11 protein-coding genes are annotated in these 14,174 nt (G+C 34.7%); 7 read left to right on the top strand and 4 right to left on the bottom strand.

Going from position 1 to position 14,174, the window contains the following annotated elements; genetic code table 11:
- The first annotated feature begins 234 nt into the window (after window positions 1-234).
- The 4 genes from leuC to leuB all read left to right on the top strand — a co-directional run bounded on the left by leuC (window position 235) and on the right by leuB (window position 5,117).
- The gene (gene leuC, locus FJV36_RS14390) at window positions 235-1,629 is read left to right on the top strand and encodes a 3-isopropylmalate dehydratase large subunit (protein WP_158728572.1); all 1,395 of its coding nucleotides are present in this window, start codon (window positions 235-237) and stop codon (window positions 1,627-1,629) included.
- Window positions 1,630-1,740: 111 nt separating this feature from the next.
- The gene (leuD, locus tag FJV36_RS14385; protein WP_158728573.1) at window positions 1,741-2,337 is read left to right on the top strand and encodes a 3-isopropylmalate dehydratase small subunit; all 597 of its coding nucleotides are present in this window, start codon (window positions 1,741-1,743) and stop codon (window positions 2,335-2,337) included.
- 86 nt (window positions 2,338-2,423) lie between these two features.
- The gene (locus tag FJV36_RS14380; protein WP_158728574.1) at window positions 2,424-3,944 is read left to right on the top strand and encodes an alpha-isopropylmalate synthase regulatory domain-containing protein; all 1,521 of its coding nucleotides are present in this window, start codon (window positions 2,424-2,426) and stop codon (window positions 3,942-3,944) included.
- A gap of 111 nt (window positions 3,945-4,055) precedes the next feature.
- Window positions 4,056-5,117: a 3-isopropylmalate dehydrogenase gene (gene leuB / locus FJV36_RS14375; RefSeq protein ID WP_158728575.1), complete on the top strand. Its 1,062-nt coding sequence runs from the start codon at window positions 4,056-4,058 to the stop codon at window positions 5,115-5,117.
- A 56-nt stretch (window positions 5,118-5,173) separates the two neighbouring features.
- Here the strand turns inward: leuB and FJV36_RS14370 are convergent, their stop codons facing one another.
- Window positions 5,174-5,530 carry an RNA-binding protein gene (locus FJV36_RS14370; RefSeq protein WP_086454735.1) on the bottom strand — a complete coding sequence of 119 codons (357 nt, stop codon included), beginning with the start codon at window positions 5,528-5,530 and terminating at the stop codon, window positions 5,174-5,176.
- A 362-nt stretch (window positions 5,531-5,892) separates the two neighbouring features.
- Here FJV36_RS14370 and FJV36_RS14365 point away from each other — a divergent pair, with 362 nt between their 5' ends.
- The 3 genes from FJV36_RS14365 to FJV36_RS14355 all read left to right on the top strand — a co-directional run bounded on the left by FJV36_RS14365 (window position 5,893) and on the right by FJV36_RS14355 (window position 7,807).
- Complete coding sequence (locus FJV36_RS14365; RefSeq protein WP_158728576.1) at window positions 5,893-6,438, top strand: 30S ribosomal protein S16; 546 nt, start codon at window positions 5,893-5,895, stop codon at window positions 6,436-6,438.
- 14 nt (window positions 6,439-6,452) lie between these two features.
- Window positions 6,453-6,977: a ribosome maturation factor RimM gene (gene rimM, locus FJV36_RS14360; protein ID WP_086454733.1), complete on the top strand. Its 525-nt coding sequence runs from the start codon at window positions 6,453-6,455 to the stop codon at window positions 6,975-6,977.
- Between the two features lie 116 nt (window positions 6,978-7,093).
- Window positions 7,094-7,807, top strand: a complete 714-nt coding sequence (locus FJV36_RS14355; protein WP_158728577.1) for a tRNA1(Val) (adenine(37)-N6)-methyltransferase — start codon at window positions 7,094-7,096, stop codon at window positions 7,805-7,807.
- Here the strand turns inward: FJV36_RS14355 and FJV36_RS14350 are convergent.
- From FJV36_RS14350 to FJV36_RS14340, 3 genes are read right to left on the bottom strand one after another with little or no spacing between them, the layout of a single operon-like run.
- Window positions 7,782-9,107, bottom strand: a complete 1,326-nt coding sequence (locus FJV36_RS14350; protein ID WP_158728578.1) for an HlyD family secretion protein — start codon at window positions 9,105-9,107, stop codon at window positions 7,782-7,784. The two genes, FJV36_RS14355 and FJV36_RS14350, sit on opposite strands and share 26 nt — an antisense overlap.
- 5 nt (window positions 9,108-9,112) lie before the next feature.
- Window positions 9,113-11,305: a peptidase domain-containing ABC transporter gene (locus FJV36_RS14345; RefSeq protein ID WP_158728579.1), complete on the bottom strand. Its 2,193-nt coding sequence runs from the start codon at window positions 11,303-11,305 to the stop codon at window positions 9,113-9,115.
- Window positions 11,268-14,171 carry a lantibiotic dehydratase gene (locus FJV36_RS14340; RefSeq protein ID WP_158728580.1) on the bottom strand — a complete coding sequence of 968 codons (2,904 nt, stop codon included), beginning with the start codon at window positions 14,169-14,171 and terminating at the stop codon, window positions 11,268-11,270. Before FJV36_RS14340 ends, FJV36_RS14345 begins: the two co-directional genes overlap by 38 nt.
- Window positions 14,172-14,174: the final 3 nt, after the last annotated feature.

Raw genomic sequence — 14,174 nt, 5'->3', positions numbered from 1 at the left:
AACTATTCGATAAATATTAAAAATTTAAATAAACGACGATACATTTTATCAAATTAAAAAACCACACTTTTAAAAAAGAAGTCAAAAAGACAAAATTCAGTTATGAAATATTCGGTTAAGATTTTGGGCATCGTATAAATTGAAAAAATCAAAAAGATCCATTAGCTCCTTTTTATAGTTTTGCGTTCTTGATTATCCTAAGGCTTATTTGGCCGCAAAACTAAAATTTATACAATGAGCACTACATTATTTGATAAAGTATGGGATTCGCACGTGGTGCGCAAAATAGAAGATGGACCAGATGTTTTTTTTATTGACCGACATTTCATTCATGAGGTTACCAGTCCAGTGGCTTTTTTGGGTTTAAAATCTAGAAATGTATCAGTTTTATATCCTGAACGTACCTTTGCAACTGCAGATCACAATACCCCAACCATAAACCAACACCTACCTGTTGTTGATGCCTTATCAGCCAATCAGTTGCTAGCCTTGGAGGACAATGCAGCCACGTATGGTATTTCACACTGGGGATTAGGACATCCCAAAAACGGAATTGTGCATGTTGTAGGTCCTGAAAACGGCATTACACTTCCGGGAGCTACTATTGTTTGTGGAGATTCGCACACCTCTACGCACGGTGCTTTTGGCGCCATCGCTTTTGGAATAGGAACTTCTGAGGTTGAAATGGTTTTGGCTACCCAATGCATCATGCAACCCAAACCAAAAAAAATGCGCATCAATGTAAACGGAACTTTAAGTAAGGGCGTGGGACCAAAAGACGTGGCATTGTATATCATATCGCAACTGACCACTTCTGGCGGAACAGGCTATTTTGTTGAGTACGCAGGAAATGTTTTTGAAGAAATGTCTATGGAAGGCCGTATGACTGTTTGTAACCTAAGCATAGAAATGGGAGCTCGTGGTGGCATGATAGCTCCAGATCAAAAAACATTTGATTTCCTTGAAGGAAGATTATATGCCCCAAAAGGCGAAGCTTGGACAAAAGCCGTTGCATATTGGCAAACTTTAAAAACCGATGCTGATGCTGTTTTTGATGCCGAACTAAATATAGATGCAGCAGCTATTGAACCCATGATTACTTACGGTACAAATCCAGGGATGGGAATTGGTATTTCGGCAACTATTCCAAATGCAACTCAAGTGGAAGGTGGCGCCGACACCTACAAAAAATCACTGGCCTACATGGGTTTTAATGAAGATGATGTGATGATAGGCAAACCAATTGATTATGTTTTCTTAGGGAGCTGCACTAACGGTCGTATTGAAGATTTTAGAGCTTTTACAGAAATTGTAAAAGGACGTAAAAAAGCAGAAAACGTAACCGCATGGTTGGTTCCAGGTTCTCACGTTGTGGAAGCACAGATTAAAGAGGAAGGTCTTCTAGACATTCTTACCGAAGCTGGTTTTGTATTGCGTCAGCCGGGTTGTTCAGCATGTTTGGCCATGAACGATGATAAAGTTCCTGCCGGAAAATATGCAGTAAGTACATCAAACAGAAACTTCGAAGGTCGTCAAGGTCCTGGTTCAAGAACGCTATTGGCTAGCCCAATTATGGCTGCTGCAGCTGCAGTTACCGGAGTTTTAACAGATCCAAGAAAATTAATGTAGCCTCCTAACTCCCAAAGGGAGAATTTTCAACAAAATAAATAGTACAATTAAAAAAAAACTTTCGCCTCCAACAACTCCCCTTCGAGGGTTGGGAGCTAATAAAAAATAAAAATGGCATACGATAAATTCAATATACTAACTAGTAGCGCAGTACCACTGCCGATAGAAAATGTAGATACGGACCAAATCATTCCAGCTCGTTTCTTAAAAGCAACTGAGCGTGTAGGTTTTGGCGACAACTTATTTAGAGATTGGCGATACAACTCGGACGAATCTCCCAAAAAAGATTTCGTTTTAAATGACAGTACCTACAGCGGGAAAATTTTAGTGGGCGGGAAAAATTTTGGCTCTGGTTCTTCTCGTGAACACGCCGCATGGGCTGTATATGATTACGGCTTTAGAGCAGTTGTATCTAGTTTTTTTGCAGATATTTTTAAAGGAAACTGTCTAAATATTGGTGTTTTGCCTGTGCAAGTGAGTCCAGAATTTGCTGAAACGATTTTCAAAGCAATCGAAGAAAATCCTAATACTGAATTAGAACTCAACTTACCAAACCAAACCATAACATTAGTAGCCACAGGTCAGCAAGAATCTTTTGCCATTAATGGCTACAAAAAGAACAACATGCTAAACGGTTTTGATGATATTGATTACTTACAAAACATTAAAGAAGATATTGAAGTGTTTGCAAGCACACGCCCCTTTTGATTACAAACACAGTACTAAGCACTATTTTAAATCCTAAAACCTAGCTTGAAAAGAGCTGAATTTTTTTGGGTTCCAAATTTACAACGATGAAAAGAAAAATTGAAATAATGGACACAACGCTCCGTGATGGTGAGCAAACCTCAGGAGTATCCTTTTCTGCTGCAGAAAAATTGACCATTGCACAATTATTGATCGAAGAATTAAATATTGACCGCATAGAAATAGCCTCTGCACGAGTTAGCGACGGAGAATTTCAAGGCGTAAAAGGCATTATGGCTTGGGCTAATAAACAAAATTACACGGATAGAATAGAAGTACTCACTTTTGTAGATGGCGGATTATCTATTGAATGGATGAGAAAAACAGGTGCTAAAGTTCAAAATTTATTAACCAAAGGATCTTTGAATCATTTAACACATCAATTAAAAAAAACGCCCGAACAGCATTTTAATGAAATTGCTCAAATCATAACTTTGGCTCAAGAAAATAATATTGAGACCAATGTATATTTAGAAGATTGGAGTAACGGAATGCGTAATTCCCCTGAATATGTATTTCAATATTTAGATTTCCTGACACAACAACCCGTGAAAAGAATCCTACTTCCAGATACATTAGGGGTATTAATTCCATCAGAAACATTTGAATTCATTTCGAAAATCACAACTCGATATCCTTCGATTCATTTTGATTTTCATGCCCACAATGATTATGATTTAAGCATTGCTAATGCAATGGAAGCGATTAAAGGAGGCATTCATGGTCTACACGTTACAGTAAATGGCATGGGTGAACGAGCAGGAAACGCACCTCTAGAAAGCACCGTTGCCGTTATCAATGACTTTTTTCCGGAAATAGCAATTGGCGTAAAAGAATCATCCTTGTATTCTGTGAGTAAATTGGTCGAAACTTTTACAGGCTATAGAATTCCTGCAAACAAACCTATAGTAGGTGATAATGTATTTACACAAACGGCCGGCATTCATGCCGATGGCGATAATAAAAACAACCTTTATTTTAACGATCTATTACCAGAACGTTTCGGCCGAAAAAGAAAATATGCTCTTGGAAAAACTTCTGGCAAAGCCAATATAGAAAAGAATCTTCAGGAATTAGGCCTTCAATTAAACCCCGAGGATTTAAAATTAGTTACGCAACGCATCATTGAATTAGGTGATAAAAAAGAGACCGTAACTAAGGAGGACTTGCCTTACATCATCTCTGATGTTTTAGACAGCCAAACCTACCAAGATAAAATCATTGTAGAATCCTATATCTTATCTCATGCAAAAGGCATGCGTCCATCAACCACTTTATCATTAAAAATATATGGTGAAATCATAGAAGAACATGCACAAGGTGACGGACAATTTGATGCTTTTATGAATGCCTTAGCCAAAATATACAAAAGCAAGAACTTAGATTTACCTCAATTGATAGATTATGCAGTACGAATCCCACCAGGAAGTAGTTCTGATGCGTTATGCGAAACCATAATCACCTGGACAAATAATGAAAAAGAATTCAAAACCAGAGGATTAGATTCTGACCAGACCGTTGCAGCTATCATTGCAACACAAAAAATGTTGAATGTAATATCTGATTAAAGACACAAAGGCTCAGTGTAAAAAAGGTTTAAAGTTTTTTCTTTATTGCTTTGACTCTAAACCTTTAAATTCTTGATCCTTTGATCCTTAAAATAAAAAAATACTTAAAAAATGAAATTAAACATAGCCCTTTTAGCCGGAGACGGAATTGGACCCGAAGTAATCAACGAAGCCGTAAAAGTTTCTGACGCCATTGCAAAAAAATTCAATCATGAAATCACTTGGACACCAGCATTAACAGGTGCCTGTGCTATTGATGCTGTGGGCGTTCCTTATCCAGATGAAACCCATGAAATTTGTCTTGCTGCAGATGCAGTACTGTTTGGAGCCATTGGTCATCCAAAATACGATAACGATCCAACCGCAACGGTACGACCAGAACAAGGATTGTTGCTCATGCGAAAAAAATTAGGATTATTTGCTAATGTGAGACCTACTTTTACTTTCCCGTCTTTGATTGATAATTCCCCTTTGAAACGAGAACGCATAGAGGGAACCGACTTGATTTTCCTAAGAGAATTAACCGGTGGAATTTATTTTGGAAAAAAAGGAAGATTAGACGAAGGTGAAACCGCGTACGATACATGCACCTATACCAGAGCAGAAGTGAAACGACTGGCAAAAAAAGGCTTTGAATTGGCCATGAGCCGTTCTAAAAAACTATGTTGTGTAGACAAAGCTAATGTTATGGAAACTTCCAGGCTATGGAGAGAAACCGTTCAAGCCATGGAAAAAGACTATCCAGAAGTTACAGTGTCCTATGAATTTGTTGATGCCGTAGCCATGCGATTAGTGCAATGGCCCAATTCTTATGATGTGTTGATTACTGAAAATCTATTTGGTGATATATTAACAGATGAAGCCTCGGTAATATCAGGATCTATGGGATTAATGCCTTCAGCATCTGTGGGCGAACATACTTCGTTGTACGAACCCATCCACGGATCATACCCTCAAGCAACGGGACTCAATATTGCAAATCCACTGGCTACAATTTTATCCGCAGCCATGATGTTTGAGGACGCTTTTGGATTAAAAGAAGAAGCAGAAGCTATAAGAGCAGTTGTAAATAGTTCACTAGAACAAGGAATAGTAACCGAGGATTTAGTCAGCAAAGGAAACAAAGCATATAAAACAAGCGAAGTGGGTGACTGGATTGTTGCAAACCTATAAAAACAAAAAAGGTGTCAATTTTCATTGACACCTTTTTTTATAGCTAGAAAAAAATATTAATATCCTCCTCTGTTTCCACCACCACGGTTGTCTCCACCACGGCTGTTTCCACCATAACCACCACGTGAGTCACCTCCACGGTTGTTATTAAAACTTCTTCTTTCACCTTCTGGTTTAGGCTCAGATTTGTTTACTACAATTGCACGTCCTTGAACAGTAGCACCGTTCAACTCGTCAATTGCTTTTTGAGCTTCATCATCATTTGGCATCTCAACAAAACCGAATCCTTTACTTCTTCCTGTAAATTTATCTGAGATAATTTTAACTGAATCAACTGCTCCGTAAGCCTCGAAAGACTCTCTTAAATCTGCTTCCTCAATACTGAATGGAAGGCTTCCAACAAAAATATTCATATGTACTTATTTAAATAATACAACAAATGTACTGCTATTTTTCTCTAATCTACTATATATTAGCTTATTTATGTTTTTATTTTGAATTTGTGTTTTTAAAACTAAGAAATAAATAAAACAAACTGGTCTTTGTTTTTCCAAAACTACCTTGTTTCATTTCAAAAAAAACAGATTGAAAAAATTATTTACCAAATCCTAATTCCTAAAAAACTAGAAATGTATTTACCAAAAATCATTATAAAACCACGTAACCTATTCCTTCACATTATTTTAAAAATCACATTAGTAATTTGGAATAAAAAATGTATCTTTGCACCCTTAATTAATCGAGGTCGAGTACCTCAAAATTTAATCACAAGATTATGTCAGTAAAAATTAGATTACAAAGACACGGTAAAAAACAAAAACCTTTTTACTGGGTTGTAGCTGCAGATGCACGCTCAAAAAGAGATGGTAAATACCTAGAAAAAATTGGTACTTACAATCCTAACACTAACCCAGCGACTATCGAGTTAAACCTTGAAAGCGCAGTAAAATGGTTACACAATGGTGCACAACCTACAGATACTGCAAAAGCAATTCTTTCTTACAAAGGTGCTTTATTGAAACACCACCTTGATGGAGGTATTCGTAAAGGAGCTTTAACACAAGAGCAAGCTGATGCAAAATTAGCGGCTTGGTTAGAGGCTAAAGCTGGTAAAGTTGACGCTAAAAAAGAAGGTTTGACTAAAGCTCAAGCTGCTGATAAAGCTAAAGCTTTCAAGGCAGAACAAGAAGTAAATGCAAAACGTTTAGCTGCTGCTGCACAAGCAGAAGCAGATGCTATTGCTGCTGCAACTCCAGCTGCTGAAGAAGTTGCTGAAGAGGCTCCTGCTGCTGAAGAAAACAACGAAACTACTGAAGCATAATTTAGAAGGCGACGATGCGTAAAGAAGACTGTTTCTACTTAGGTAAAATCGCTAAAAAATTTAGTTTCAAAGGGGAAGTTCTTGCCTATTTAGACACGGACGAACCTGAGTTATACGAAAACTTGGAATCAGTGTTTGTTGAATGCAACAAACACTTGGTTCCTTTTTTTATTGAAAGCAGTTCGCTGCACAAAAACGATTTTTTACGAATCCGTTTTGAAGATACAAATACCGAAGAAGAAGCCGATGCATTGATAGGCAATGATTTGTATTTACCACTAAAAATGTTGCCAAAACTTACCGGTAACAAGTTTTATTTCCACGAAGTAATTGGTTTTGAAGTTGAAGACAAACGCCTAGGAATCGTTGGTAAAATAGAATCTATCAATGATACCACAGCACAACCTTTATTTGAGGTTTTAAATGGTAGTGTAGAAATCTTAATCCCTATGATTGACCATTTCTTAGTTAAAATAGATCGTGAAAACAAAAAAGTAATCATGGATTTACCAGAGGGTCTGATCGAAATGTACCTATAATTTAGTAGGCAGTAATCAGTGGTCAGTCGCAGTGGTCAATCTCTCGAAATCTGCAATTATCTCTAGTTGATTATCACAAAGACCAGAATTCATCACACTACAATCTAATACTACTTATGTCTAAATTCCAATTCAAACAATTTGCTGTTGAGCAAGACCGTTGTGCTATGAAAATTGGAACCGATGGGGTTCTTCTTGGCGCTTGGGCTCCTATAAGTAATAATCCTTTTAGCATTTTGGACATTGGTGCCGGAACTGGAATCATTGCCCTGATGCTTGCACAACGAAGCAACGCTGAACAAATTGATGCTTTAGAAATTGACGAAGACGCCTATGAACAAGCGACCGATAATTTTGAAAACTCACCATGGAGCGATCGCTTATTTTGTTATCATGCCGGCTTAGATGAATTTGTTGAAGAACCCGAAGACGAGTATGATGTAATTGTTTCCAACCCACCATTTTATACAGAAGATTACAAAACGGAAAATGAGCAGCGCGATATCGCCCGTTTTGCTGATGCCATGCCTTTTGAAGAATTGATTGAGGCTGCAGACTTATTACTTTCTGAAAACGGAATATTCTCCGTAATCATTCCTTACAAAGAAGAAGAAAGCTTTTTGGCTATAGCCAATGAATACGAATTATACCCCTTAAAAATCACTCGACTAAAAGGAACACCAACCACGGAAATCAAACGTACCTTATTGGCTTTTAGCCGAAAAAAAACTATACATTTTCCAATTGAAGAATTAATTATCGAAACCGCAAGACACGTATACACTTCAGAATACATTGATCTAACTAGGGAATTTTATTTGAAGATGTAGTGGTTTGACTTTGTACATTAAACACATCTCTAAATTGATACAACAATCGTTCTATTAATCTTAAATCTTCGGTCACAATATCTGCAGACCCCTTCATTTCTTGCTGAAAAGGGATTTGCTTTTTATAAGAAGACACCAATCCTTTTGGCAGAGAGACATCAATTAGTAAATTACCATCTTTGTCTGGCACCAAAGAAATATTACTTACTTTGCCGCTCAGAACACCAAATTCCCTATCTGGAAAATTAATTAAGCGAATATTTACTTTTTGTCCCACTTTTATTTTACCAGAATTTAACGAAGCTGCTTTCACTTTACCAACGTAACCTTCTTTTACGGTTGGTATAATAGAAAAAACATTATCTCCTGAAACAATAGTTTGATTTTTGCTCCAAACTTGCAAAAAAGAAACAGTTCCTTCAACAGAGGATTTTAATGTATATGACAATTCCCAATCTTTTATTGCTTTTTTTAATTGGTAAAAAGCCTGAGTAACATTACGATCTAGGTTTACAGTTTCTCTTGTTCCATTTATTTGTGAGCTTTGACTTGACCTTGTATTGTCAATCAAGGATGATTTTAATTGAGAAATTGAAGACAATAAACTTCTATAATTCTTGTCAGCCTGAAGATATCCTAATTTTTTATTTTCAAAATCCTGCGCAGAAACAACTCCCTTATTGTATAAAATTTCAAAACGATTGACATCATTTTTTTGAAGTTGCAATTCACTTTCATTAATTGTTTTTTGTTGTTCTAATAAGCGCAAACGTTCTTTTAACTGAGCATTCTCGGAACGTTGCGAATTATTTTCCAATTGGAAAGGTTGCAATTGCGAATTTAACTCCTGGGTAATATACTCTTTTTGAAAAACAGCATACGCGTTTTCTACATCTCCTAATTGTGCATTACCAAGTAAATGAAAAGGAAATTCTGTAGTTCCGTTTAAATCAAAATGTTCAATACAGTTCTTCAAAACAAATACATCTTTATAATTGGCATTATTCTCAATTATAGCAAGTGTTGTGTTTCCTGTAGTTACTTCTTTATCTCTTACTAAAATAGCCTCGATTCTTCCTGCAGTTTTAGCCACTATCTTCTCAGGGGGAATATTAGTGGTAATTACCACCTCTGTACTAACGATATCTGGATATTTCAAAAACCAAGACACAAAAAACAGCATCACAATGATAGCAAAAATTAAAACGGTCCCCCAGCGAATCATCCAGTGCGGAACACGAGTAAGAATATCTTGAACTTCTTCACTTCTTAGTTCGAAAGTAGTACTATTTTCTTCCATAGCTGTTAATTTCCTAATTGTAATTGATTTCTAACCAATTCAAAATAATTCCCTTTTTGTTCTACCAATTCCGAATGAGTTCCAATTTCAATGATTTTCCCTTTGTCAAGGACTACAATTTGATCTGCATTCATTACGGTACTCAAGCGGTGCGCTATAACCACTACTGTTTTGTTTTTGAAAAAAAGATCTAATTTAGTCATAATTACTTTTTCATTATTAGCATCCAAAGCCGAAGTAGCCTCATCAAAAAACAACATATCTGGGTTTTTGTATACTGCTCTAGCAATAAGCAATCGCTGCTTTTGCCCTGTACTCATTCCCATACCTTCTGAACCTATTTTAGTATTGTATCCCAAAGGTAATCCTAAAATATATTCAGTAATATTAGCAACATCTGCGGCATATACCAGCCGCTCTTTATCAATTAAATCAACCCCTACGGCAATATTATTAGCAATCGTATCATTAAAAATAAATCCTTCTTGCATAACAGCACCTATATTAGCTCTCCAAGATTTCTGTGCAATGTTTTTGAGTTGAGTATTTTCTAAATTGATTTCGCCTTTATCTGGATCATAGAACTTAAGTAATAATTTCATTAAAGTAGTTTTCCCGCTTCCGCTAACACCCACGATAGCCGTTACTTTGTGAGCTGGAATCTTTAAATTCAGATTATCTAATACTGGAATGTCCGAGCCTAGATAGCGGTAACATAAATCCTTTATAACAATATCACTGTTTTGCGGAATATCATGAGTTTGATTCATTTCTTGTTGTGACTCGTCTTCTTTTTCATGAATTTCAGACAAGCGCGACAATGAAATTTTGGCGTCTTGCAGTTCTCGCACAAACTCAATAAGTTGGGTAATAGGACCATTCAAACTCCCTACAATAGAACTTATTGCCATCATCATTCCCAAGGTAATTGATCCATCAATGACCAGTTTTGCCGAAAGAAAAATGATGAAAATATTCTTTAATTCATTTATAACTGAAGAACCAATAGTTTGTGTTTGTTCCAGCACTAATCCTTTTATAGATACTCGAAACAATCGGGCTTGCACATATTCCCATCCCCAACGCTTCTGCTTTTCGGCATTGTGGAGTTTAATTTCTTGCATCCCATTAATGAGCTCCATCACTTTGCTTTGTTCTTGAGAAACTTCCGAAAATCGTTTGTAATCCAATTCTTTTCGCCTTTTGAGAAAAAGTGTAATCCAACCAAAATACAGAATACTTCCTGCGAAGAACACAAAGAAAATTTGAAGATTATAATACGCTAAAACTCCTCCCATAATAAACATATTGATAACAGAAAACAATACATTTAGAGATGAGGTAGTTAAAATTTTCTCTATACGATGATGATCGTTAATGCGTTGCATGATATCTCCAGTCATCCGAACATCAAAAAATGAAATAGGCAAGTTCATTAATTTTATAAAGAAATCTGAGATTAAGGAAATATTTATTCTAGTAGAAAGATGCAACAGTATCCAACTCCGAATGAGTTCTAATCCTGTCCGTCCAGCAAAAAGAAACAATTGCGCAAAGAGGATTAAATAAATAAAATGAATATTCTGATTTTGAATCCCAACATCAACAATGCTTTGTGTCAAAAAAGGAAAAATAAGTTGCAACAAACTACTGGCTAATAAACCTACACTTAACTGCACTAAAAAAGACTTGTATCTCCATACATATTGTGATAAAAGACTAAATCCAAATCCTTTATTTTCTTCCTTGTCAAATTCTGATTGAAAGAATTCTGGTGTGGCTTCAAGCAATAACGCAATACCCTCTTGAGTAGTTTCATCGGCATTGTTCCCTATCCAAAATTTTATAAAATCAGATTCGCTATACTCAATTAATCCAAAAGCTGGATCAGAAATAAAATACCTTCCTTTTTTAACATTATAGAGAACAACATAGTGTTCTTTGTTCCAATGCAAAACACAAGGTAAAGGCACTTCTTCCAGACTTTTTAAGTTGAGCTTTACTCCTAAAGTTCTAAAACCAATTTTCTCAGCTGCATCGCTAAGAAATAGCAGATTACTACCCTCGCGAGTAGTCTCACTAAAATCCCTTAATTCTTGTATTTTAATAGTTTTACCATAATGTTTGGCAATTATTTTGAGGCATGTTGGCCCGCAGTCTTTAGAATCGGCCTGTTTGAAATTGGGGAAATTTTTCAATTTTGATAGTCTTATTAGCAGTAAACTTAAGTTGATTTAAATAACATTTTACTAAATAATAAGATTTAAATTCATTAAATCTTTGATTTTCCTTAAAATGCCTATTCATACTCATATGTATTAAGAGCCAAGCGTATGATACTAGTTGTAAATTAGGCGAAGCATTTGATTTTTTGACGAATTGATCTTTTAAAGATTTTTTTTCTAAAAAATCAGGGTATTCATACCCGTCTATTTTAAATTTCATAGCTGCGTATTCTTTATTAAATTCTTTTCTTAATTGGGCGGTAAGCTCAAACTCTTTCGAATAATTCTTTAAAACACTTTCGCAATTCAGTATCATTTCATCTAAAGAAAAACCTAAAAAAGCTAAATAATTTTTTATTTTCAATATTGCAATAATTTTAAAACCACTCTCCTCTAAATCATTATTTGCAACATTCACCAAGAAATCACGGCTATCTAAATCAAAAATAGTTTCTGAAAATTCCATCATTTCAATTCCTCCGTAGCGATGTATTTCTTGTTCATAAGGCAAAATATGGTATTTACTAATAATATTCCTCAATTTCAGCTCCTGAACAACAGTAATAATATATTGTTTATTCTCTATAGATTTAGTTTTAAATCGTAATCGCAAATGCCTTTCAGGATTAGAGTAATTAACAAAGAAAAACTTATCTGTTTTGTTTTCTTGAATAATTTTGGTGTAAACTGCATTAAATATTTCGGAGTCTGCGTAAATGTTACAAAATAATTCTAAGTACAACCAATCAGAGACAACGGCTGTATTCTCAGATTCGATTACCGATATATTCATTTTTGCATAATCAATATTCTGCCTAGTATAATATGGGTTTTTCACACTCACAATTAATTCATGTGCAAAATTCTCATTATCTCTTGTAATTGCGGGGTCGAAAAAATCATAGAGACATTCTGAGATGTAAATGTGTTTGGTGCTTTTTACTTTCTCATAAAGCAAAACTAAATTTTTTTTATTTTCGGTATCCAAAATGACTTCCCTATGTCCTTCCGAAATTAATATTTTTTTTGAAAACGAATGCTCTTTAATTTTTTCTTGTAGATAACTAATAAATTCCTGGATACTAAAATCATTAAACACTAATAATATTTGCGCAGGATAGAGTAAAATTCCTAAATCTAGATAAATTCGTGGAACATAAGGCAAACGTAAACGGTATGCATTAAAATTAAAGTTTACAGCATAAATTTCGTTATTATAAAATTCATAATCACACAAAAAATTGTAAATATCCGATTCTAAAAGTTTTGAATTTATGGCCGATACTTTTTTAGGCAAGACTTCTTTCTGATGTTCTTTTGAAACCAGCGAAAGGTTGTTATTGTGCAAATGAATATAAATATCCGATAAAAAAACAGGGTTATTACGTTCGTTATACGCAGTATTTATAGGCAAGCAATAATCATGACGTCGTTCTGTAGGTGCAACATTAATACTTCTAAAACTACCAACACAATTAATATCTGCAAGAATCTTGTTCTTATTTAATTCCTTTTCGTAGTCTACAATGTCTTGACAAGCACTCTGTGCTATATCGCTAAAACGAGATATAATATTAAGAGATGATGGCTCGCCTAAACCCTTAATAAATATAATAGATTCACCTGAAACTTTGCAAATTAATGTTTCTAAAACCACGTTAAAAGTAGCAGGTAATTTAGTCGATTTAATTTCTATATTCTCTTCAGTGGGTAAGTTTAGAAAAAGACTGTTTCCAGTTGATGTCAAAATTTTAGTCTCAATATCTCGATGCAGTTTTAATTCGTTTGCTGTTTTAATGTCACCGTAACTTATACCAGAATAGGGATTGAATATAGTGTTAAACGGTATAAAACCATCATTGAATCTATCATTTACTTTATTGACAAACTTGCTTAAATTGTCATTAATAGCAGTGGTTTGAGCATTATAATGCACCGCAAAATCAATATACTTTTTTACTTTATCTTGAATATTTATATCCAAGCAACCAGTCTCTATGTCGAACGAATTAATTGCATAAAAATCTTTGGGTCTGTCATTGTTTTCAAAAAAATTATTTTGTTCCCTGATGTAGGCTTGACTGAAATTTACAATATCTTTTTTTGTTTCTAATAGGTGCTCTTTTTGTGTAATTAATCCTGATAAATAAGAGCTGAATGGATTATTCAGTTTATTAGTATAAGAATTGAACAAAAAAGTTTCGATAATAAGGCCCGTTTCAATAGTTTCTAACAGAAAGTCCTCAATTACAGCATTATCAAAACCTTGCGAAATAAGTTCTTCTACCACTAAGTCTATTTTCTTTCCATTCTTAAATTGTCTTATTAACCATAGCAAATCCTCATCAAAATCAATTTCAGTATAACTAATTTCAATTTTGTCATTTCCTTTATTTTTAGATTTATAAAAACCTATTTTTTGATCATTCAAAAAATAAATAGAGGGGTTGGCACAATAGCTTAAATCAAGCCAGTTTTCTCTAATGCTTTCATCTATTTTTGACGATACAAACAAATTATCATATTTAACCATTAAACGGAGGGTCTCATTTTTAGCTATTGTAGTTTCATTCCCCCAGTGCAATACACCCACACTATTAAAAACTCCAAAAGGAGTAGGATTAAAATGTGCTCTAACAAAATAATTATACAAAGAACCTTCTGTTTTTTCAGATTTATTTTTGGTTACATCATTGTAGAGACTACCCGAAGATGTTAAAATACAAAGATTAAACAATTCGTTAGTTTCAAAAAAAAACGAAAAATTATGTTTGTGTTCTTCGTAAGATTGGATTGAGAAATTAGCAACCCGCTTAATAATAGTATTAAAAAAAATCATTTA

Origin of the sequence: Flavobacterium sp. I-STPP5a, assembly GCF_009764685.1 — a bacterium.
Classification (GTDB): Bacteria; Bacteroidota; Bacteroidia; order Flavobacteriales; family Flavobacteriaceae; genus Flavobacterium.
This window is presented reverse-complemented; position numbering and strand designations above follow the sequence as displayed.